We start from the raw sequence: 21753 nt of genomic DNA on the forward strand, positions 1-21753 counted from the left end.
ACCTCAAATGTTGCTCTGAAGGCGGCCCGCGGAGGGTTCGGGGCCGGGCGGCCGGGTCATGTACGACGCGTGCGCCGGGGGGCGGAGAGGGGGGACGGTCGTGGGGAGACTGGGGACGGGGATCGGCTGGCGACCGGAGATCGCGGAGGCCGTGGAGCGGATGGCCGGGATCGACTGGGTGGAGGTCGTCGCGGAGAACGTCTGTCCGGGCCATCTCCCCGAGTCGCTGGTGCGGTTGCGGCAGCGCGGGGTGACCGTGGTGCCGCACGGGGTCTCCCTCGGGCTCGGCGGCGCGCAGCGGCCCGACGCCGGCCGGCTCGCGGCGCTCGCCGAGCGTGTGACGGCGCTCGGGTCGCCGCTGGTCACCGAGCACATCGCGTTCGTCCGGGCGGGCGGCGCGCTCACCGCCTCGCCCGACCTGGAGGCCGGCCATCTGCTGCCCGTGCCGCGGACCCGCGACGCGCTCGACGTGCTCTGCGAGAACGTGCGCATCGCCCAGGACGCGCTGCCGGTGCCGCTCGCCGTGGAGAACATCGCCGCGCTGTTCTCCTGGCCGGGCGAGGAGCTGACCGAGGGGCAGTTCCTGTACGAGCTGGCGGAGCGCACCGGCGTACGGCTGCTCGTCGACGTGGCCAACCTGCACACCAACCGCGTCAACCGCGGCGAGGACCCGGCCGAGGCGCTGGCCGCTCTGCCGCTGGAGGCGATCGCGTACGTCCATGTCGCGGGCGGCGTCGAGCGCGACGGCGTATGGCACGACAGCCACGCGCACCCGGTGCCGGACGCGGTGCTCGGCATCCTGGCCGACCTCGCCTCCCGTGCCGCCCCGCCCGGCGTGCTGCTGGAGCGCGACGAGAACTTCCCCGAACCGGCCGAGCTGGAGCGGGAGTTGGCGGCGATCCGGAAGGTGGTGGAGGGCGGCCGGCAGCGTGCCGAGGGGGTCGAGCGGTCCGCTCCGGCCGCGCGGACGGACGCCGGAGACGACATGGACGCCTCGGGCTCCGCGGACGCCGGGGACGCCCGGCAGCGGCTCGGGGTCGCCCAGGCCGCCGTGCTGTCCTCGCTGGTGGCCGGGACGCCCGTGCCCGAGGGGTTCGACCGGGTACGCCTCGGCGTGCAGGCGCGGGCGCTCGCGGCGAAGCGGGCGGACGTGGTGGCGAAGGTGGCGCCCGAACTGCCGGTACTGCTGGGGGCGTCGTACCGCGAGGCGTTCCTGGAGTACGCGCGGGAGCGGCCGATGCGCGGGGGGTACCGGTGGGACGCGCTGGACTTCGCCGCGTCCCTGCTGGCCGGGCAGCGGCCGGGGCTCCCGCGGCGGGAGCTGCGCCGGTGGTGGCTGGACCGGTCGGGCCCGGCACCGAGGGGGCGGGTGGCACGCGCGGCGCGGAGGCTGTCGCGGGGGCGGTCCTGAGACGACTGGAAGCGGGCTGGGCGGGACCGACGCGCGGGCGCGATCAGCCGCGACGCTTCCGTGCCCGGCGGCGGACAGCCAACCGGCACGCCCCCTTCCGTATGTGAAAATCACCTCGCGCACGCCCCCGTCCCTCGCATACAAAGCACCTCATGCTCTGGCTCCTCCTCCTGCTCCCCGCCTGGGCGCTCGCCGCTGCGGCCTGTGCCCGCCTCTGCCTGGCGGCGGTGCGCGCCGCGGACTCGGACCCCGGAGCGGTGGGCACGGACCACGAACTGACTCTCTACGAGGCGGCGTTCCTGTCCGGCGGACCCCAGCGGGTCGCCGACGTCACCCTCCTGTCCATGGCCCGCCAGCGCCGCCTGCACCTCGCCCACACCGGCTGGGCCACCGTCGTCGACCCGCACGGCCGGGACGACCTCGAACGGTCCGTCATAGGGGCGATCGGCCCCGACGGCCAGTCGCGCATCGCGCCGGTGCGCACCCGCACCGCCCGCGCCGACGCCGTACGACGCCTCGCCGACCGCCTCGTGCGCAGCGGTCTCGCCGTGCCCGACACCGGGGGCCTCACCATCGGCGCGGCGGTGCGCCAGGTGCGGGCCGCCGCGCTCGCCGTCGCGGTCCTCGGCGGCGCCGCGCTGCTGCTGCCCCTCCAGGCCGGCACCTCCCGCCTGCTGGTCGGCCTGTGGTTCCTGCCGCCCCTCATGCTGTCGCTGAGCTGCCTGGTCCTGGCCCGCTTCGAGGTGCACCCGTACTCGCCCTGGGCCTCCCCCGCCGGGCAGCGGCTGCTCGGCGCACTGCTGCGGCGGCGCGGCGGCACCGAGCGGCCGTTCCTCGTCCGGGTCGCGCTGCGCGGCATCCGCGCGATCGGCGAACCGGAGCTGCGCGCGGCCTTCGCCCACCGCGACGCGCCACACCGGGAGACACACCGGGAGTAGGGGGCGCACAGGCGCGTTGGCGGCCGACACCGCCCGTGCGGTGCTTGCCTTCCCCCGCGCTGGAACGAAACATCCGTGGTGTCCGCCGCCACGCCGCGTCCGAAGGGATGCCGGATGAAAGCCTTCGCCCGCTGCTCGGCCGCCGCGTCCTTGCTGCTCACCACCCTGACCGCCGCCCCGGCGAGTGCCGTGCCGGGCCCGGTGGGCGCCGCCGAGCTGCGCGGCACCATCGTCGCCGCCCTGCGCGCCCGCGCCGCCGGAATCCACTACGGCGACTGCGACCCCGCCGAGGTGCCGGCCGTCCCGCATCCCCCGGCCGGCCTGCGCTGCGGCAGCGTCTCCGTCCCCCTGGACTACGCCCACCCGGACGGCAAGCGGATCGAGCTGACCGTCAGCCGCACCCCGGCCACCGGCAAGGACGGCGGGCGCCAGGTCCCCCGGCAGGGCGCCCTCGTCTACGACCCCGGCGGCCCCGGCGCCTCCGGTATGTACTTCGCGCTGGCCGGCACGCTCCCCGTGTGGAAACGGATCGCGGCCGCGTACGACCTCGTCGGCTACGCCCCGCGCGGAGTGGGCCGCTCCGCGCCGCTGTCCTGCGAGGACCCGAGCCGGTACGGCAAGGCGCCCACCCTGGCGCCGACGCGGCCCGCTCCGTCGTACAAGCGCCGGCGCGTCGCGGAGGCGAAGGCATACGCCCGCGGCTGCGCCCAGCGCTCGGGCTCCGGGCTGCGCTTCTTCAACTCGCTGAACAACGCGCGGGACCTGGACGTGCTGCGGGCCGCGCTGGGCGAGGACCGGCTGACGTTCATGGGCGCCTCGTACGGCACCTACTACGGCTCCCTGTACGCGGCGATGTTCCCCTCCCATGTGCGCCGGATGGTGCTGGACGCCCCGGTGGACCCGGATCCGGCGAAGATCTGGTACCGGGGCAACCTCGACCAGTCGGCCGCGTTCGAGCGGCGCTGGGCGGATGTGCGGGGCTGGATCGCCCGGCACCACGGCGTCTACCGGCTCGGCGACACGCCGCGGAAGGTGCAGGCGAGCTACGACACCGCCGCCGCACGGCTCGCCCGGAGACCGGCGGGCGGGAAGGTCGGGCCGGGCCAGTTGCAGAACGCGTTCCTGACGGCCGCGTACTACGACAGCTACTGGCCGGGCCGGGCCGCCGCCCTCTCCGCCTATCTGCACGGCGACCCGAAGCCGCTGGTCACGCTGGCCGCACCGGATCCCGGGGCAGCCGCGGCGGCGGAGAACGGCGGCGCCGTGTACACGGCCGTGGAGTGCAACGACGCGCCCTGGCCCACGAGTTGGGCGGTGTGGGACCGGGACAACACCCGGCTGGCGCGCCGCGCGCCCTTCGAGACCTGGGACAACGCGTGGATGAATCTGCCCTGCGCGTACTGGCCCGAGCCCCGGCAGCGGCCCCTGGACGTGCGCACCTGGCCCGGCGCGCTGCCCCCGGTGCTGCTCCTGGCGGCCGAACGGGACGCGGCCGCGCCGTACGCGGGGGCGCTGGACATGAACCGGCGGCTGGCCGGCTCCCGGCTGGTGACCGAGCGGGGCGCGGGCACCCACGGCATCGGCGGCGGCCCCAACACGTGCGTCGACGGCTATCTGGACGACTACCTGCTGACGGGCCGCCTCCCGGCGCGGAACGCGTCCTGCGCGCCCCGCGCCGAACCCGTCCCCGGCCGAAAGCGGGCGGCGGGCTGAGCGGGTCGGGCCTTACGCCAGCCCGGCCACCAGCTCCGCCACGTCCTTGCGGCGGCCCGTGAAGAACGGGATCTCCTCGCGGACGTGCATCCGCGCCTCGGAGGCACGCAGGTGGCGCATGAGGTCGACGATGCGGAACAGCTCGTTCGCCTCGAAGGCGAGGATCCACTCGTAGTCGCCCAGCGAGAACGAGGCGACCGTGTTGGCGCGCACGTCGGGGAAGCCGCGGGCCATCTTGCCGTGGTCGGCGAGCATGCGGCGGCGGTCCTCGTCGGGCAGCAGGTACCAGTCGTACGAGCGCACGAAGGGGTAGACGCTCACATAGTCGCGGGGCGTCTCGTCGGCGAGGAACGCCGGGATGTGCGAGCGGTTGAACTCGGCCGGGCGGTGCAGCGCCATGTTGGACCACACCGGCTCCAGCGCCCGCCCCAGCCTGGTGCGGCGGAAGAGGCTGTACGCCTCCTGGAGCTGGTCGCTGGTCTCCGCGTGCCACCAGATCATCAGGTCGGCGTCGGCCCGCATACCGGACAGGTCGTACGTGCCGCGGATCGTCACGTCCTTGGCGGCGAGCTGGTCGAACAGCTCCTGGACCTCGTCGGCGTAGCCCGCGCGGTCGGCCGGGAGCACGTCCTTCAGCTTGAAGACCGACCACAGGGTGTAGCGGATGACATCGTTCAGGTCCTTGGCCAGCTTGCCCTTGTTGGGGATCCTGCCGGACTCGGTGGTGGGGGCGTCGTCACTCATGGCTCCTATTCTCCCGCTCCGCCGTGCAGGCTCTGCACCGGGTTGGCGGTCAGCTCCTCGACGCCGCGCAGATCACCGGACAACTGGTCGACGGCCGCGTCGGCACTCGCGATGCACGCGGGGATGCCCACGCCGTCGTACTGCGCGCCGCAGACCGCGAGGCCCGGAAGCCTGGCGATGTGCTCGCGGATCCGGGCCACCCGCGCGTGGTGCCCTACCGGGTACTGGGGCAGCCCGTCGATCCAGCGGGTGACCCGGCTCTCGACCGGCGCGGCCCCGATGCCGGCGGCCTCGCGGAGGTCGTGCCGGGACACCTCGACCAGGTCGGTGTCGTCCCGGTCGAGGACCGCCGTCTCGCCGTACCGCCCGACCGAGGTGCGCAGCACGACCGTGTCCGGGTCCTCCTCGGCGATCCAGCCCCACTTCTGGGAGGCGAACGTGGCGGCCTTGATGGTGCGTCCGTCGACGGGCGGCACCAGGAAGCCGCTGCCTTCGGGCAGGGACAGGTCGGCACGCCGGTAGGCGAGGGTGATCAGGGCCATGGAGGCGTACTCGACGGCGGCCAGCTCGGCGGCGGCGGCCGGGGACTCGGGGCGCAGCAGCCGGGCGGCGGCCGGGGCGGGTACGGCGAGCACCACGGCGTCGGCGCGCAGCCGCTCCCCGGCCGCGGTGATCCGCCAGCCGCCCGCGGGGTCCCGGCGCAGTTCGGTGACGGGCGTCCCGGTGCGGATCTCGCCGCCGCGCGCCCGGACGGACTCGGCGACCGCGAGCGGCAGGGTGCCCACGCCGCCCTCGATGCCCATGAACACGGGACCGCTCTGCCCGGCCGCGGCGACCCTGGCCTGGATCTCGCGGACGCCCTCGGTCAGGGAGGCGTGCGCGCGGGCGGCCTGAAAGAGCTGGGGGACGGCGGAGCGCATGGAGATGCGGTACGCGTCGCCCGCGTACACCCCGCCGAGCAGGGGTTCGACCAGGCGGTCCACCACCTCGCGGCCGAGCCGGGCCGCCACGTACTCCCCCACCGCCACGTCGTCGCCGACTTCGGTGCGGGGCAGGACGGTGTCCTGTTCGATGCGGGCCAGACCGGCCTCGGACAGGACACCGGCGAGCGCGGCGGCGGTGCCGGGCACGCCCATCACATGGCCCTTGGGCATGGGACGCAGGGTGCCGCGGGTCCACAGGGCGGCGCTCGCCACGGCCGGGGGCCGGAGCCGGTCCGCGAGGCCGGTCTCGCGGGCGAGGGCGACGGCCTCGGGGCGGCGGGCGAGCATCGACTCGGCCCCGAGGTCGACCCGCACGCCCGCGATCTCGCCGGGCAGCAGCTTGCCGCCGACCCGCTCGGACGCCTCCAGGACCGTCACCCGCGCGCCGCGCGCCAGCAGCCGGTGGGCGGCGGCCAGACCGGCGACACCGGCTCCGATGACGACGGTGTGCCCCGAACTCGTACCCGTTGCGCTCATGGTCCCCACTCTCTCAGACCCCCCTTGGGGGTCCGGACGGGACCATGGGTCCGCTGTCCGGTGGCGTCCCGGACCCTCTAGCGTGTCCCCATGAGCACGCATCAGGGGCGGGAGCGGCTGGTCGTCGTCGGCGGGGACGCCGCGGGCATGTCCGCGGCGTCGCAGGCGCGGCGCCTGAAGGGGCCGGAGGACCTGGAGATCGTGGCGTTCGAGCGGGGGCACTTCACCTCCTTCTCGGCGTGCGGGATCCCCTACTGGGTGGGCGGCACCGTCTCCGGGCGGGACGAGCTGATCGCCCGCACCCCCGAGCAGCACCGCGCACGGGACATCGACCTGCGGCTGCGCACCGAGGTCACGGAGATCGACGTGGCGGGGCAGCGGGTGCGCGCGCGGGACGTGGATTCCGGCGCCGAGACCTGGACGTCGTACGACAAGCTGGTGATCGCCACCGGGGCCCGCCCGGTCCGCCCGGAGCTGCCGGGCGCGGACGCCACCGGGGTGCACGGCGTGCAGACCCTGGACGACGGGCAGGCGCTGATCGACACGCTGGCCGGCGCCGAGGGGCGGCGCGCGGTGGTCGTGGGCGCCGGGTACATCGGCGTGGAGATGGCCGAGGCGCTGATCGACCGGGGCTTCGAGGTGACGGTCGTCAACCGCGGCGCGGAGCCGATGTCCACCCTCGATCCGGACATGGGCCGCCTGGTGCACCGCGCCATGGAGGGGCTCGGCATCACCATGGTGAACGGCGCCGAGGTCACCAAGATCCTCACCGGCGAGGACGGCCGGGTCCGCGCGGTGGCCACCCAGCACGCCGAGTACCCGGCCGACGTGGTGGTCCTCGGCATCGGCGTACGCCCCGAGACCGGCCTCGCGCGCGCCGCCGGGCTGCCGCTCGGCGCGCACGGCGGGCTGCTCACCGACCTGGCCATGCGGGTGCGCGGCCAGGAGAACATCTGGGCGGGCGGCGACTGCGTGGAGGTGCTGAACCTGGTCTCCGGTCAGGAGCAGTACGTCCCGCTGGGCACTCACGCCAACAAGCACGGCCAGGTCATCGGCACCAACGCGGGCGGCGGCTACGCGACCTTCCCCGGCGTGGTCGGCACGGCGGTCAGCAAGGTCTGCGACCTGGAGATCGCCCGCACCGGCCTGCGCGAGAAGGACGCGCACCGGGTGGGCCTGGAGTTCGAGGCGGTCACCATCGAGTCGACCAGCCGGGCCGGCTACTACCCCGGAGCTTCTCCGATGACGGTCAAGATGCTCGCCGAGCGCCGCACCGGGCGGCTGCTCGGAGTGCAGATCGTGGGGCGCGAGGGCGCGGCCAAGCGGGTGGACATCGCGGCGGTGGCGCTGACCGCGCGGCTGACGGTGGAGCAGATGACCGCCCTGGACCTCGGCTACGCGCCGCCGTTCTCGCCGGTGTGGGATCCGGTCCTGGTGGCCGCGCGCAAGGCGGCGCAGCGGGTCCGCGGGGGCTGAGCGGCGCGGGGGCCTGCGGTCGCGGGCGTTCGGCGCGATCATTCGATTGGCCGCGGGCTCGCGGGGCACTACTCCTTCGTGGTCATCCCCGTCCATGACATCAACCCGGTGCGCCGCACCCCCTGGGTGACGTACGCCCTGATCCTCGCGAACGTCCTCGTGTTCCTGTCGACGCCCGGCATGCCCGGCTCGCTGACCGGTGCGGAGAATCTGGCGCAGCTGTGCCACCTGGAGGCCTTCATGGACCGCTTCGCGGCGGTCCCGAGGGAGCTGATCCACGGCCAGGTTCCCCAGCTCGTGCCGACGGGGCAGGTGGGCGTGGGCCCGCACGGCCCCGGCTGCGTGGTGGCCCCCCGCGGCTTCCACAAGTCGCCGCCGCTGTCGGTGTTCACGGCGATGTTCGTGCACGGCAGCTGGCTGCACCTGCTGGGCAACATGCTGTTCCTGCTGATCTTCGGCAACAACGTCGAGGACCGGATGGGCCACATCCGCTTCTTCGTCTTCTACGTCGTCTGCGGCTACGCGGCCGGATACGGCTTCGCGCTGCTCAACGCCGGTTCGGGCACCCCGCTGATCGGTGCGTCGGGCGCGATCGCCGGGGTGCTCGGCGCCTACCTCGTGCTGTGGCCCGGAGCGCGGGTATGGGTGCTGGTGCCGTTCCTGGTGTTCCTGCCGCTGCGGCTGCCCGCCTGGCTGGTGCTGGGCTTCTGGTTCGTGCTCCAGGCCGTGTACTCGTCCGGGCAGGGGGTGTCCGGCGCGGGCACGGTGGCGTACGTGGCGCACGTGATCGGCTTCCTGGTGGGCCTGCTCATCGCCCTGCCGCTCAGGCCGGGCACCCCGCCCCCGCCGGAGCCGCCCGGCCTGCTGTTCGGCAGGCGCGCGCGGCCCTCCTACCCGACCTGGTGAATCAGCGGGCGCTCGCGGAGTGCACGTACTCCACGAGCCGGGTCAGCGCGTCGGGGTCGGTGCTGGGCTGCACGCCGTGGCCGAGGTTGAAGACATGGCCCTCCAGGCCCGCGGCGGCGTCCAGCACCTCCTGCGCCTTGGCCTCGACGACGTCCTTGCCCGCGAACAGCACGGTCGGGTCCAGGTTGCCCTGGAGCGCCTTGCCGGGGCCGACCCGGCGGGCGGCCTCGTCCAGCGGGACGCGCCAGTCGACGCCGACGACGTCCGCGCCGGCCTCGCCCATCAGGCCCAGCAGCTCGCCGGTGCCCACGCCGAAGTGGAGGCGCGGGACGCCGTACCCGGCGACCGCGTCGAACACCTTCGCCGAGGCGGGCAGCACCGAGCGGCGGTAGTCGGCGGGGGCGAGCGCCCCGGCCCAGGAGTCGAACAGCTGCACGGCGGAGGCGCCGGCCTCGATCTGGACCTTGAGGAAGGCGGCCGTGATGTCGGCGAGCCGGTCGAGCAGGTCGGCCCAGAGTCCGGGGTCGCCGTACATCATCGCCTTGGCGTTCTCGTACGTGCGCGACGGGCCGCCCTCGACCAGGTAGCTGGCCAGCGTGAAGGGGGCGCCGGCGAAGCCGATCAGCGGGGTGGCGCCCAGCTCGCCGGTGAGCATCCCGACGGCCTCGGTGACGTACGAGACGTCCTCGGGGGTGAGGTCGCGCAGCCGGGCCAGGTCGGCACGGGTGCGGATGGGCTGCTCGACGACCGGGCCGACGCCGGGCTTGATGTCCAGGTCGAGGCCGATGGCCTTGAGGGGGACCACGATGTCGCTGTAGTAGATCGCCGCGTCCACGCCGTGCCGGCGCACCGGCTGGAGGGTGATCTCGGTGACCAGCTCGGGCCGCCTGCACGACTCCAGCATCGGAATGCCCTCGCGCACCTTGAGGTACTCGGGCAGGGAGCGGCCGGCCTGGCGCATGAACCACACGGGGGTGTGCGGGACGGGTTCGCGCCTGCACGCCTTGAGGAAGGCGCTGTCGTACGTCGCGGTCGGCTGCTTGCCCCGGAGGGCCTCGTTGGCGGTCACGGGGAAAGTCTCGCATGCCGGTGTGGAGGGGCCGTGCACAGGCGGCGAGCACGCGCACGTCGCGGGGTGTCTTGCCTGCGCAGGGGCACGGTTCCCCTTACTCTTCCCCGCATGGCTGCGGCTCACGGACACAGGTCGGAAGGCGCTGACGGATTGGGCGACGTGAAGGACACCGAGGAGGCGGACCGGCACTCGGGTGCCGCGGGTCCGCCGGCGTTCCGGGCCGCGGTCGAAGCCCTGCGCGGCTGCCGGCTGCGCCCGCAGATCGAGGTGGAGCCGACCCCCGCACCGCAGCGGCTCGCGCCGTACGCGTACGCGCTGGAGGCGGTGGTGGTCGACGGCGAGCAGGAGCTGGCCGACGGGCGCCTGGTGCTGCTGCACGACCCGGCCGGGCACGACGCCTGGCGGGGCACGTTCCGGCTGGTGACGCTGGTGCGGGCGGAGCTGGAGCCGGAGATGGCGGCCGATCCGCTGCTGCCGGAGGTGTGCTGGTCCTGGCTGACCGGCGCGCTGGGGGCGCGCGGCCTCGGCTACGGCGAGCCGAGCGGCACCGTCACGCGCGCCAGTTCGCACTACTTCGGCGGTCTCGCCGACCGGCCGGCCGCCTCGCAGATCGAGATCCGGGCGTCCTGGACGCCGCGCGAGGGCCTGGGCGGGGTGCCGGACACGGCCGCCCACCTGGCCTCCTGGTGCGATCTGCTGGCCCAGGTCGGCGGGTTGCCGCCGACCGGTCCGGGCGACGCCTCGGTGGTGACGCTGCCGCAGCGCAGGGGCCCGCAGTCCCGGTGACGTGACGGCGGGTGACGACCGCCGTCCCCCTCCAGGGGGCCTTATTGACCATCTCTTTGTCGATACGGCCACATTGCGAACTCGAATCGCATCCACTCGAACCGATTCGATCTTCGGGTGATCGACCACGTGTCCGAATTGCACGGATTGTTACTCACTAGATCGTGATCACTCTCTAAAGGCGGACACGTTTGCTGCCGAAGACGACTGTGACCTTGAAAGCACGGTTCGTCCCGGCTTCTTCCCCACAAGCCGGCCCCGTCCCCCCACCCAGGAGGCCTGGTGTCCGTTCTCCTTGAGCAACCCGCAAGCCTGGTCGCCTACCGCCCGAACAAGCCGACCGCCATGGTGGTCGTGGCCGACCCGCGTGTGCGTTCCACCGTCACCCGTCATCTGTGGGCGCTCGGTGTGCGCGATGTGATCGAGGCCTCGTCCATCGCGGAGGCTCGTCCCCGCATCGGCAACCCCCGCGACATCTGCGTCGCCGACGTCCACCTGCCCGACGGCTCCGGCCTGACCCTGCTCTCCGAGACCCGCGCCGCGGGCTGGCCCAACGGGCTCGCCCTCTCCGCCGCCGACGACATCGGCGCGGTCCGCAACGCCCTGGCGGGCGGGGTCAAGGGCTACGTCGTCACCGGCACCCGCACCAACATCGGGCTCCCCACCCGCCCCGGCGCCGCCCCCCTCGGCACCGCCGCCCGCATGCACCGCCGCCCTCCGGGTGCCCCGAGCCATCCGGGCGGCTACCGCGAACTGTCCGGACGCGAGGTCGAGGTGCTGCGGCTGGTCGCGGAGGGCCAGTCGAACAAGGCCATCGGCGTCTCCATGGGCCTGTCCGCCCTCACCGTGAAAAGCCACCTCGCACGCATCGCCCGCAAGCTGGGCACCGGCGACCGGGCCGGCATGGTCGCCGTGGCCCTGCGCACCGGGATCATCCACTGACCCCTCCCCCGCTCCCCACCCTTTGAGCCCTTTGACCTCCTGCCCCACACTCCTCCCCTCCCCACCGACCACCTCCGGAAAACGGCCGTTTCACTCCCATGAACCGGCGAATTCACCGGGCTGACTGGTTTACGACCCCCCGGCGCCCGTCGACGGAACGTTCCGGCGACGGGTGCTGTCCACGCATGGATACCCTTGACAGGTGACCGACGCCCAAGACACCGCAGCAGACAGCACCCGGCGCAGCAAGGGGCACACCCCTCCCGACGACGCCGGATCTTCTGTGACGGAGGCGCCGACACCCCTTCTCGAGCCCCGCGAGGGCGTTCCGCCCGTCGTCGCCGACGAGGCCGCGCTCGCCGAAGTGGTCGCCGCGTTCGCCGCCGGCTCCGGGCCGGTCGCCGTGGACGCCGAGCGCGCCTCCGGGTACCGCTACGGCCAGCGCGCGTACCTGGTGCAGCTGCGCCGCGAGGGCGCCGGCACCGCACTGATCGACCCCGTCGCCTGCCCCGACCTGTCCGCGCTCGGCGAAGCGCTGTCCGGCGTCGAATGGGTGCTCCACGCGGCCACCCAGGACCTGCCGTGCCTGCGCGAGATAGGCATGCTCCCCACCCGGCTGTTCGACACCGAGCTGGCCGGGCGGCTCGCCGGGTTCCCGCGCGTCGGCCTCGGCGCCATGGTGGAGAACGTCCTCGGCTTCGTCCTGGAGAAGGGCCACTCCGCCGTCGACTGGTCCACGCGCCCGCTGCCCGAGCCGTGGCTGCGCTATGCCGCGCTGGACGTCGAACTCCTCGTGGACCTGCGCGACGCCCTGGAGAAGGAGCTGGACCGCCAGGGCAAGCTGGAGTGGGCCCTCCAGGAGTTCGACGCGATCGCGAGCGCCCCGCCGGCCGAGCCCCGCAAGGAACCGTGGCGCCGTACGTCCGGGATGCACAAGGTACGGCGGCGCCGGCAGCTGGCGGTCGTGCGGGAGCTGTGGGAGACGCGGGACCGCATGGCCCAGCGGCGTGACGTCTCGCCGGGCAAGGTACTGCCGGACGCGGCGATCGTGGAGGCGGCGCTGGCCCTGCCGGGCCATGTGCACGCGCTGGCCGCGCTGAACGGGTTCGGGCACCGCACCGGGCGCCGGCAGCTGGAGCAGTGGCAGGCGGCGGTGGACCGGGCGAAGGCGCTGCCCGAGTCGGAGCTGCCGCAGCCGGGACAGCCGGTGACGGGTCCGCCCCCGCCGCGGGCGTGGGCCGACAAGGACCCCTCGGCGGCGGCGCGGCTGTCCGCGGCGCGGGCCGCGGTGACGGCGCTCGCCGAGCGGCTGTCCATGCCCCAGGAGAACCTGATCTCCCCGGACACGGTCCGCCGGCTGTGCTGGCAGCCGCCCGCCGTGATCGACGCCGGGTCCGTCTCGGCGGCGCTCGCCGGGTACGGCGCTCGGCCGTGGCAGGTGGAGCTGGTGACGCCGGTACTGGTGGCCGCGCTGCCGGGAAAGGGTGCCTGAGCGCGGACGGGGGCGCGGACGGGGCGTCGTATTCGCGCCAAGATGGCGGCCACCGGTGTGACCTTCACCGCTACCCGCCGGTGGACTGGGCAGCTACATTACTCACAAGTAGCATGGGCTTAAGCAAGCGCTCAGCGTCCCGCACCATGGAGGAGAGCCATCGTGCCTCGTACCGTCAGGGACGTCGTCTTCGTCGACGGCGTCCGCACCCCGTTCGGCAAAGCGGGCCCGAAGGGCATCTACCACGAGACTCGTGCCGACGACCTCGTCGTCAAGGCGATCCGGGAGCTGCTGCGCCGCAACCCCGGACTGGACCCGAAGCAGATCGACGAGGTCGCCATCGCCGCGACCACGCAGATCGGCGACCAGGGCCTGACCCTCGGCCGCACCGCTGGCATCCTCGCGGGGCTGCCGCAGTCCGTGCCCGGTTACTCCATCGACCGCATGTGCGCCGGCGCGCTGACCGCCGTGACGAGCACCGCCGGCTCGATCGCCTTCGGTGCCTATGACGCCGTCATCGCCGGCGGTGTCGAGCACATGGGCCGCCACCCGATGGGCGAGGGCGTGGACCCGAACCCGCGGTTCGTCAGCGAGAAGCTGGTGGACGAGTCGGCCCTGTTCATGGGCATGACCGCGGAGAACCTGCACGACCGCTACCCGAGCATCACCAAGCAGCGCGCCGACGAGTACGCGGTGCGCTCGCAGGAGAAGGCCGCCAAGGCGTACGCCGACGGCAAGATCCAGCAGGACCTGGTGCCGATCTCGGTGCGCCGCACCACCCCCGAGACCGGCGAGACCGGCTGGGGCCTGGTGACCGCCGACGAGCCGATGCGTCCGGGCACCACCCTGGAGAACCTCGCGGGCCTCAAGACGCCGTTCCGCGTGCACGGCCGGGTCACCGCGGGCAACGCGGCCGGTCTGAACGACGGTGCCACCGCGTCGATCATCGCGTCCGAGGACTTCGCCCGCGAGCACGGCCTCCCGGTCAAGATGCGTCTGGTCTCCTACGCGTTCGCCGGTGTGGAGCCCGAGGTCATGGGCTACGGCCCGATCCCGGCCACCGAGAAGGCGCTCGCCAAGGCGGGCCTGTCCATCTCCGACATCGGCCTGTTCGAGATCAACGAGGCCTTCGCCGTCCAGGTCCTGGCCTTCCTCGAGCACTACGGCATCGCCGACGACGACGCGCGCGTCAACCAGTACGGCGGCGCCATCGCCTTCGGTCACCCGCTCGCCTCCTCCGGCGTCCGCCTGATGACGCAGCTGGCCCGCCAGTTCGAGGAGCAGCCGCACGTCCGCTACGGCCTGACCACCATGTGCGTCGGCTTCGGCATGGGCGCGACGGTCATCTGGGAGAACCCGCACTTCGAGGGGGACAAGTGAGCACCACCGAGCTTCTTGAGCAGGCCGCGAGCCTGTTCCCCGACGAGGTCGTCACCAGTGCGCACGTCCGCCACTTCGACCTCCCCTGCGGCGCCGGCCGCTTCGCGCTGATCACGCTGGACAACGGCCTGGACCACACCAAGCCGACCACCTTCGGGCCCGCCTCGCTCGCCAACCTGAACGCGGCGATCGACCAGGTGGAGAAGGAGGCGGCCGAGGGCGCGATCGCCGGTATCGGCATCACCGGCAAGCCGTTCATCTTCGCGGTCGGCGCCGACCTCAAGGGCGTGGAGCTGCTGAAGGAGCACGAGCACGCGCTCGCCATCGGCAAGGGCGGCCACGAGGTCTTCAAGCGCCTCTCGGGCCTCGCCGTGCCGACCTTCGCCTACTACAACGGCGCGGCCATGGGCGGCGGCGTCGAGGTCGGTCTGCACTGCACCTACCGGACCGTCTCGCAGGCGATCCCGGCGTTCTCGCTGCCCGAGGTCTTCCTCGGCCTGGTCCCCGGCTGGGGCGGCTGCACCCTGCTGCCGAACCTGATCGGCGCCGACAAGGCCGTCTCGGTCATCATCGAGAACTCGCTGAACCAGAACAAGCAGCTCAAGGGCAAGCAGGTCTTCGAACTCGGCATCGCCGACGCCCTGTTCGAAGGTGCCGACTTCCTGGAGCAGTCGCTGCTGTGGACGGCGAAGGTCCTCAAGGGCGACATCACGGTCGAGCGCCCGGAGATCGACCGCGGCGAGGCCTGGGACCAGGCCGTCGCCAAGGGCCGCTTCATCGCCGACTCCAAGGTGCACGGCGCCGCCCCGGCCGCCTACCGCGCCCTGGACATCATCGAGGCCGCCAGGAACGGTGACCTCCAGCAGGGTTACGACGCCGAGGACCAGGCGCTCGCCGACCTGATCATGGGCGGCGAACTGCGCGCCGGCATCTACTCGTTCAACCTGGTGCAGAAGCGCGGCAAGCGTCCCGCGGGCGCCCCGGACAAGAGCCTGGCCCGCCCGGTCACCAAGGTCGGCGTGGTCGGCGCCGGTCTGATGGCCAGCCAGCTCGCGCTGCTGTTCCTGCGCCGCCTGGAGGTGCCGGTCGTCCTGACCGACATCGACCAGGAGCGCGTCGACAAGGGTGTGGGCTACGTCCACGCCGAGATCGACAAGCTGCTCGGCAAGGGCCGTATCAACCAGGACAAGGCCAACCGCCTCAAGGCGCTGGTCACCGGTGTCCTGGACAAGGCCGAGGGCTTCGCGGACGCGGACTTCGTCATCGAGGCCGTGTTCGAGGAGATGAGCGTCAAGCAGAAGGTGTTCGCGGAGGTCGAGGCGGTCGCCCCGGCGCACGCGATCCTCGCGACCAACACCTCCTCGCTGTCGGTGTCGGAGATGGCCGCCAAGCTCCAGCACCCCGAGCGGGTCGTGGGCTTCCACTTCTTCAACCCGGTCGCGATCCTGCCGCTGCTGGAGATCGTCCGCGGCGAACAGACCGACGACGCCTCCCTGGCCACCGCCTTCGCGGTCGCCAAGAAGCTGAAGAAGACCGCGGTGCTGGTCAAGGACGCCCCGGCGTTCGTCGTCAACCGCATCCTGACCCGCTTCATGGGCGAGATCCAGAACGTCATCGACGAGGGCACCCCGGTCGAGGTCGCCGAGAAGGCGGTCGAGCCGCTGGGCCTGCCGATGTCCCCGCTGGTCCTGCTCGAACTGGTCGGCCCGGCGATCGGCCTGCACGTCTCGGAGACCCTGAACCGGGCCTTCCCGGACCGTTTCACGGTGTCCCCGAACCTCAAGGCCGTGGTCGAGGCCGGCAAGCGCGGCTTCTACGTCTACGACAGCGGCAAGCCCGAGCTGGACCCCGAGGTCGCCGCGCTCCTCAAGCAGGGCGATGTCGCCCTGACCGAGGAGCAGGTGCGCGACCGTGTCCTGGACGCGGTGGCGCAGGAGATCGGGCTCATGCTGGACGAGGGTGTCGTGGCCGAGGCCCAGGACATCGACCTGTGCCTGATCACGGGCGCCGGCTGGCCCTTCCACCTGGGCGGCATCACGCCGTACCTGGACCGCGAGGGCGTCTCGCAGCGGGTGAACGGCAAGCCGTTCCTGGCTCCGGGCGTGGCGAGCGTCCCGGCGTAACACCGGCGGCACCGACGTGAAGGGCCCCCGCCCCGGCGGGGGCCCTTCCGTGCGTGCGTCCGGCGAGGTGCGACCCGGTCGCCGCGGCCGGGTCGGCACCCGTGGCGGCCGGGGCGCGCCGGTCCGGGCGCGGGCTCACACGGTCCGCCAGGCCTCCAGCGCGAGCCCCGGCTCGTCCTTGCGGCGGGTCAGCAGCAGCCGGCCGGTCGACGGGGAGAGCGTCGCGGCGACCACCCGGCCGTCCTCGTCCGTCGCGAGGGACACCCGCGCGTCCACGGTGAGCGGCGGGCCCGACTCGGTCCACCAGGCGCCCGCGGACTCCAGTTCCGTCGGGTAGGCGGCGAAGGCCACACGGCCGGTGGCCGAGCGCTGGGCCAGCAGGGTGCAGTCGTGGCCGTCGAGGTCGCAGCGGACGGCGCTGACCGGGCCGTGGCCCGCGGCGGGCAGCAGGGCGGCCGGCTTGCCGCCGGACCGCCAGGCGCACAGTCCGCCGTCGGTGCCGGTGTAGTAGAGCGTCGTGCTGTCGGCGGACGTGGCGAGGGCGTACAGGCTCCCCGGACGCACCGGCGCCTTCAGGGACTCCTGGAGGACCGGCTCGGCGCCGGGGGCCTCCTGACGCCAGTACAGGACGCCCTCGGGGCCCGCCGCGTACAACTCGACCCGCCCGGACTCCCCCGTCACGGCGGCGAGTCCGTCCTGGACGCCCTGGCCGCCGAGGTTCCGCCAGGGCTCCCAGCCGCCCTTCTCCTTCTGCGCGAGCATGCTGACGCCGCCGCCCTTGTTGCGCACGAAGACATGGGCGCGGCCCTCGGCGTCCACGGCGACGGCGGGCTGTCCGGTGCGGTCGCCCTTCTTGTCGGGGTGGCCGACCGGGCTCCAGTCCAGGGCGGCGAGGTGGACGCGGAAGTGGGTGGAGTGCACGAGGCCCGACTCGCCGTTGCCGGTGGGCCGCCAGGACACCAGGTGGGCATAGCCGTCCGCGCCCTGGCCGAGGGCCTGGACGGGATGCAGTTTCTGTTCGCCGCCGACCTTGCGCGGACCGGTCCAGGGGCCGCCGGGAGCGCTTTCCGCCCGGCACAGGAGGGCGTCGCCCGACGACTGGTAGACACTGAGCCGGCCGTCTCGGCCGCGAAGGAGCCAGTCTCCGTTCACCCGGTCACTTTAAGCCGGGGCCCTGAGTGCCCGGCGGACGGGGCACCATGGCGGGTATGACGAACACCCCGGACACCACCGCCGGACCGGACGCGGACCTGCCCCTGCTCGTCGTGGACGGCGCCAACGTCGTCGGCTCCGTGCCCGACGGCTGGTGGCGGGACCGGCGCGGCGCCGCCGAACGGCTGCGCGACCGCCTGGTGGCGTACGCCGGCTCGGGTACGGCGGAGCTGCCCGGCCCGCTCGAGTTGGTGCTGGTAGTCGAGGGCGCCGCGCGCGGGGTGGCGTCGGTGCCGGGGGTGCGGGTGGTGGAGGCGTCCGGGAGCGGGGACGACCGGATCGTGGAACTGGTGGGCGAGGCGGCGGGCCGGGTCTGTCTGGTGGTCACCGCGGACCGTGGACTGCGGCGGCGGGTGGCGGAGCTGGGCGCGCGGGTGACCGGGCCGCGCGCGGTGCTCGGCTGACGCCCGGCGGGGTACGACGACGGCGGCGCGGGTCACGACATCGGCGGCGCGGGCTCCGGTTCGGGCTGCTCGGGGTGGGCGAGGCGGCTGTGCGAGCGGCCGTAGAGGAAGTAGACGACGAAGCCGATCAGCATCCAGATGGCGAACCGCAGCCAGGTCTCGGCGGGCAGGTTGAGCATCAGCCAGAGCGTGGCGCACACGGACAGGACCGGGATGAACGGAACCCAGGGGGTGCGGAAGGCGCGGGGCAGGTCCGGTCGCGTCCTGCGCAGGATGATCACACTGATCGCGACGACCACGAAGGCGAACAAGGTGCCGATGTTGACCAGTTCGGCAAGCTCGCTGAGGCTGGTGAAACCGGCGACGATCGCGATGATCACACCGAGCAGGATGGTCGGCCGGTGCGGGGTCCGGAACCTGGGGTGGACCCGCGAGAAGAACCTCGGCAGCAGCCCGTCCCGGCTCATCGCGAAGAACACCCGCGTCTGGCCGAGCAGCAGGATCAGGCAGACGGTGGTCAGTCCGACCGCGGCGCCGAAGCTGATCACACCCGCGTACCAGGGGTGCCCGATGGCCTTGAAGGCGTCGGCGAGCGGGGCGTCCACGGACAGCCGGGTGTAGTTCTGCATGCCGGTGACGACGACCGAGACGGCCACGTAGAGCACGGTGCAGATGATCAGCGAGCCGAGGATGCCGCGCGGCACGTCCCGCTGCGGGTTGCGGGTCTCCTCGGCGGCGGTGGCCACGATGTCGAAGCCGATGAAGGCGAAGAACACCACCGAGGCGGCGGTGAAGATGCCCATCACGCCGAAGTTGGCGGGCGCCCAGCCGAACATCAGCTGCACCAGCGGCGCCTTGAGGCTCCCGCCGGCCGGGACCGGCTGGGCCGGCGGGATGAAGGGGTGGTAGTTGCCGGTGCGGACGAAGAAGGCACCGGCGATGATCACGATGAGCACGACGGCCACCTTGATCGCGACGACCAGCGAGGTGATCCGGGCCGACAGTTTCATGCCGAGGACGAGGATCGCGGTCAGCACGAGCACGAGGAGCGCGGCGAGGATGTCGAAGCCGAAGCCGTGGGCGCCGTCGCGGCCCGAGAGGTAGCCGGGGAGGCGCCAGCCCGCGTTGTCCAGCAGTGAGCGGACGTAGCCGGACCAGCCGACCGCGACCACCGCGGTGCCGAGCGCGAACTCCAGCACCAGGTCCCAGCCGATGATCCAGGCGGGCAGCTCGCCCAGGGAGGCGTAGCTGAAGGTGTAGGCCGAGCCGGCCACCGGGACCGTGGAGGCGAACTCGGCGTAGCACAGGGCGGCAAGGGCGCAGACCACACCGGCGGCGACGAAGGCCAGGGCGACCGCGGGACCGGCGTTGTTCTTGGCGACCTGTCCGGTCAGCACGAAGATACCGGTACCGATGATCACACCAACGCCGAAAACGGTCAGATCGAGCGCGGAGAGCGACTTCTTGAGCGCATGCTCCGGTTCCTCGGTGTCCCGGATCGACTGCTCGACGTTCTTCGTCCGGAAGAGCGAGCTGCTCACGTTGCTGCCTCCCACGCTTGTCGTCCTCGACCTGGCCGACTTGATCGAGAGGACCGGGACGAGTACCCCGTGACAGGCAGGCTTGCGCAAGCGGGCCGGTTCCGCCACCGCAAGGAGGGGCGGAACCGGCCCGGTTGGGAGCGCTGGTCCTAGTCGCGCGCGGATTCCACGGAGTCCACCGGGTCCGCCGTACGGTCGAACCGGCCGTCCAGCTTGGCGACCAGCCCGGTGACCTGGCGGGCGATGTCGGGTGCGGTGAGCCCGATCTCGGCCAGCACCTCGGCGCGCGAGGCGTGGTCGAGGAAGCGCGGCGGGATGCCGAAGTCGCGCAGCGGCACGTCGACGCCCGCGTCGCGCAGCGCCTGCGCGACGGCAGAGCCGACACCGCCGACCCGGCTGTTGTCCTCGACGGTGACGACGACCCGGTGCCGCTCGGCCAGCGGGGCCATCGCCTCGTCCACGGGCTTGACCCAGCGCGGGTCGACCACGGTGGTGGAGATGCCCTGCTTGTCGAGCAGGCCGGCGATCTCCAGGCACATCGGGGCGAGCGCGCCGACGGAGACGAGGAGCACGTCGGGGCGCTCGGTGCCCGCCTCGCGCAGTACGTCCATACCGCCGACCCGGCCGACGGCGGGGACCGCGGGGCCGACGGCGCCCTTCGAGAAGCGCACCACGGTCGGCGCGTCCTCGACGGCGACGGCCTCGCGCAGCTGGGCGCGCACCTGGTCGGCGTCGCGCGGCGCGGCCATCCTGAGGCCGGGGACGACCTGGAGGATCGACATGTCCCACATGCCGTTGTGGGAGGCGCCGTCGGTGCCGGTGACGCCGGCCCGGTCGAGCACGAAGGTGACGCCGCACCGGTGCAGGGCCACGTCCATCAGGACCTGGTCGAAGGCGCGGTTGAGGAAGGTGGCGTAGACGGCGAAGACCGGGTGGACGCCGGCGTGGGCGAGGCCCGCGGCGGAGACGGCGCCGTGCTGCTCCGCGATCCCGACGTCGTACACCCGTTCGGGAAAACGTTTGGCGAACTTGTCGAGGCCCACCGGCTGGAGCATGGCCGCGGTGATGGCGACGAGGTCCTCGCGCTCCTCGCCGAGCTTGACCATCTCCTCGCCGAACACGGAGGTCCAGTCGGCGCCGGACGCGGCGATCGGCAGGCCGGTGTCCGGGTGGATCTTGCCGACGGCGTGGAAGCGGTCGGCCTCGTCCTGGAGGGCCGGCTGGTAGCCGCGGCCCTTCTCGGTGAGGCAGTGCACGATGACCGGGCCGCCGAACCGCTTGGCGCGCGACAGCGCCGACTCCAGCGCCTCGATGTCGTGGCCGTCGATCGGGCCGACGTACTTCAGACCCAGGTCCTCGAACATGCCCTGCGGGGCGATGAAGTCCTTCAGGCCCTTCTTGGCGCCGTGCAGGGTCTCGTAGAGCTGCCGGCCGACGACCGGGGTCTTCTCCAGCACCTCGCGGGTGCGGGCGAGGAAGCGCTCGTAGCCGTCGGTGGTGCGCAGGGTGGCCAGGTGGTTGGCGAGGCCGCCGATGGTGGGGGCGTACGACCGCTCGTTGTCGTTGACGACGATGACGAGGGGGCGGTCCTTGGCGGCGGCGATGTTGTTGAGCGCCTCCCAGGCCATGCCGCCGGTCAGCGCGCCGTCGCCGATGACGGCGGCGACATGGCTGTCCCGCTTCATGAGCTGGTTGGCCTTGGCGATGCCGTCGGCCCAGCCGAGCACCGTGGAGGCGTGGCTGTTCTCGATGACGTCGTGCTCGGACTCGGCCCGCGCGGGGTAGCCGGAGAGGCCGCCCTTCATCTTCAGCCGGGAGAAGTCCTGCCGGCCGGTGAGGAGCTTGTGCACATAGGACTGGTGGCCGGTGTCGAACAGCACCTTGTCCTTGGGGGACTCGAACACCCGGTGCAGGGCGATCGTGAGCTCCACCACGCCGAGGTTGGGGCCGAGGTGTCCGCCGGTCTTGGAGACGGCCTCCACCAGGAAGGTCCGGATCTCCCCAGCCAGCTGGTCCAGCTCCTCCGGGCTGAGCCGGTCCAGATCGCGCGGTCCCGTGATGCGGGTCAGCAGCGGCACCCGTGCCTCCTTGCAGTAGAGCTGATCGAGCTTGCCGGGCTCGCCAGAGTCTAACTTTCCGGCGACGCCCGGCAT

17 protein-coding genes are annotated in these 21753 nt (G+C 73.0%); 11 read left to right on the forward strand and 6 right to left on the reverse strand.

Going from position 1 to position 21753, the window contains the following annotated elements; genetic code table 11:
* Positions 1–100: 100 nt before the first annotated feature.
* From ACZ7EC_RS20250 to ACZ7EC_RS20260, 3 genes are all read left to right on the forward strand, one after another.
* Positions 101–1411 (forward strand): MbnB/TglH/ChrH family RiPP precursor modification enzyme, encoded by a 1311-nt coding sequence (locus tag ACZ7EC_RS20250; RefSeq protein ID WP_471064320.1) that lies wholly within the window; start codon positions 101–103, stop codon positions 1409–1411.
* A 152-nt stretch (positions 1412–1563) separates the two neighbouring features.
* Entirely contained in the window at positions 1564–2349 is a 786-nt protein-coding gene (locus ACZ7EC_RS20255; protein ID WP_471064322.1) for a TIGR04222 domain-containing membrane protein, read from the forward strand.
* A gap of 114 nt (positions 2350–2463) precedes the next feature.
* On the forward strand, positions 2464–4062 hold the full coding sequence (locus tag ACZ7EC_RS20260) for an alpha/beta hydrolase (RefSeq protein ID WP_471064324.1): 1599 nt from the start codon (positions 2464–2466) through the stop codon (positions 4060–4062).
* A gap of 12 nt (positions 4063–4074) precedes the next feature.
* On the opposite strand, the gene hemQ is transcribed toward ACZ7EC_RS20260, so the two are convergent.
* Positions 4075–4806: a hydrogen peroxide-dependent heme synthase gene (gene hemQ, locus ACZ7EC_RS20265; protein WP_471064326.1), complete on the reverse strand. Its 732-nt coding sequence runs from the start codon at positions 4804–4806 to the stop codon at positions 4075–4077.
* 5 nt (positions 4807–4811) lie between these two features.
* Entirely contained in the window at positions 4812–6266 is a 1455-nt protein-coding gene (gene hemG / locus ACZ7EC_RS20270) for a protoporphyrinogen oxidase (protein WP_471064328.1), read from the reverse strand.
* A 90-nt stretch (positions 6267–6356) separates the two neighbouring features.
* Here hemG and ACZ7EC_RS20275 point away from each other — a divergent pair, with 90 nt between their 5' ends.
* Entirely contained in the window at positions 6357–7742 is a 1386-nt protein-coding gene (locus tag ACZ7EC_RS20275; protein ID WP_471064329.1) for an FAD-dependent oxidoreductase, read from the forward strand.
* Between the two features lie 78 nt (positions 7743–7820).
* The gene (locus tag ACZ7EC_RS20280) at positions 7821–8648 is read left to right on the forward strand and encodes a rhomboid family intramembrane serine protease (protein ID WP_471064330.1); all 828 of its coding nucleotides are present in this window, start codon (positions 7821–7823) and stop codon (positions 8646–8648) included.
* A gap of 1 nt (position 8649) precedes the next feature.
* Here the strand turns inward: ACZ7EC_RS20280 and hemE are convergent, their stop codons facing one another.
* Positions 8650–9717 (reverse strand): uroporphyrinogen decarboxylase, encoded by a 1068-nt coding sequence (hemE, locus tag ACZ7EC_RS20285; RefSeq protein ID WP_471064332.1) that lies wholly within the window; start codon positions 9715–9717, stop codon positions 8650–8652.
* 111 nt (positions 9718–9828) lie between these two features.
* Here hemE and ACZ7EC_RS20290 point away from each other — a divergent pair, with 111 nt between their 5' ends.
* The 5 genes from ACZ7EC_RS20290 to ACZ7EC_RS20310 all read left to right on the forward strand — a co-directional run bounded on the left by ACZ7EC_RS20290 (position 9829) and on the right by ACZ7EC_RS20310 (position 16443).
* Complete coding sequence (locus ACZ7EC_RS20290) at positions 9829–10506, forward strand: DUF3000 domain-containing protein (RefSeq protein WP_471064334.1); 678 nt, start codon at positions 9829–9831, stop codon at positions 10504–10506.
* Between the two features lie 282 nt (positions 10507–10788).
* Positions 10789–11448 (forward strand): helix-turn-helix transcriptional regulator, encoded by a 660-nt coding sequence (locus tag ACZ7EC_RS20295; protein WP_468502127.1) that lies wholly within the window; start codon positions 10789–10791, stop codon positions 11446–11448.
* A gap of 202 nt (positions 11449–11650) precedes the next feature.
* Positions 11651–12940, forward strand: coding sequence for a ribonuclease D (locus ACZ7EC_RS20300; protein ID WP_471064336.1), 1290 nt, complete (start codon positions 11651–11653; stop codon positions 12938–12940).
* Between the two features lie 162 nt (positions 12941–13102).
* A complete protein-coding gene (locus tag ACZ7EC_RS20305; RefSeq protein ID WP_471064338.1) occupies positions 13103–14320 on the forward strand; it encodes a thiolase family protein in 1218 nt (405 codons plus the stop codon).
* On the forward strand, positions 14317–16443 hold the full coding sequence (locus ACZ7EC_RS20310; RefSeq protein ID WP_471064340.1) for a 3-hydroxyacyl-CoA dehydrogenase NAD-binding domain-containing protein: 2127 nt from the start codon (positions 14317–14319) through the stop codon (positions 16441–16443). Before ACZ7EC_RS20305 ends, ACZ7EC_RS20310 begins: the two co-directional genes overlap by 4 nt.
* 135 nt (positions 16444–16578) lie before the next feature.
* Here the strand turns inward: ACZ7EC_RS20310 and ACZ7EC_RS20315 are convergent, their stop codons facing one another.
* The gene (locus tag ACZ7EC_RS20315) at positions 16579–17595 is read right to left on the reverse strand and encodes a DUF8189 domain-containing protein (protein WP_471064342.1); all 1017 of its coding nucleotides are present in this window, start codon (positions 17593–17595) and stop codon (positions 16579–16581) included.
* Between the two features lie 56 nt (positions 17596–17651).
* On the opposite strand from ACZ7EC_RS20315, the gene ACZ7EC_RS20320 reads away from it, so the two are divergent.
* Complete coding sequence (locus ACZ7EC_RS20320; RefSeq protein ID WP_471064344.1) at positions 17652–18059, forward strand: PIN domain-containing protein; 408 nt, start codon at positions 17652–17654, stop codon at positions 18057–18059.
* A 32-nt stretch (positions 18060–18091) separates the two neighbouring features.
* Here ACZ7EC_RS20320 and ACZ7EC_RS20325 read toward each other — a convergent pair whose 3' ends face one another.
* Both ACZ7EC_RS20325 and dxs read right to left on the reverse strand, forming a co-directional pair.
* Positions 18092–19600, reverse strand: a complete 1509-nt coding sequence (locus tag ACZ7EC_RS20325) for an amino acid permease (protein WP_471064346.1) — start codon at positions 19598–19600, stop codon at positions 18092–18094.
* Between the two features lie 149 nt (positions 19601–19749).
* A complete protein-coding gene (gene dxs, locus ACZ7EC_RS20330) occupies positions 19750–21678 on the reverse strand; it encodes a 1-deoxy-D-xylulose-5-phosphate synthase (RefSeq protein WP_471064795.1) in 1929 nt (642 codons plus the stop codon).
* Between the last annotated feature and the right edge of the window lie 75 nt (positions 21679–21753).

The sequence above is a fragment of the Streptomyces sp. NPDC037203 genome, assembly GCF_055605065.1.

Coding starts and splice junctions, on each gene's coding strand:
- ACZ7EC_RS20255 (WP_471064322.1), top strand. CDS start 1,564: ATGCTCTGGCTCCTCCTCCTGCTCCCCGCCTGGGCGCTCGCCGCTGCG.
- ACZ7EC_RS20260 (WP_471064324.1), top strand. CDS start 2,464: ATGAAAGCCTTCGCCCGCTGCTCGGCCGCCGCGTCCTTGCTGCTCACC.
- hemQ (WP_471064326.1), bottom strand. CDS start 4,806: ATGAGTGACGACGCCCCCACCACCGAGTCCGGCAGGATCCCCAACAAG.
- hemG (WP_471064328.1), bottom strand. CDS start 6,266: ATGAGCGCAACGGGTACGAGTTCGGGGCACACCGTCGTCATCGGAGCC.
- ACZ7EC_RS20275 (WP_471064329.1), top strand. CDS start 6,357: ATGAGCACGCATCAGGGGCGGGAGCGGCTGGTCGTCGTCGGCGGGGAC.
- ACZ7EC_RS20290 (WP_471064334.1), top strand. CDS start 9,829: ATGGCTGCGGCTCACGGACACAGGTCGGAAGGCGCTGACGGATTGGGC.
- ACZ7EC_RS20320 (WP_471064344.1), top strand. CDS start 17,652: ATGACGAACACCCCGGACACCACCGCCGGACCGGACGCGGACCTGCCC.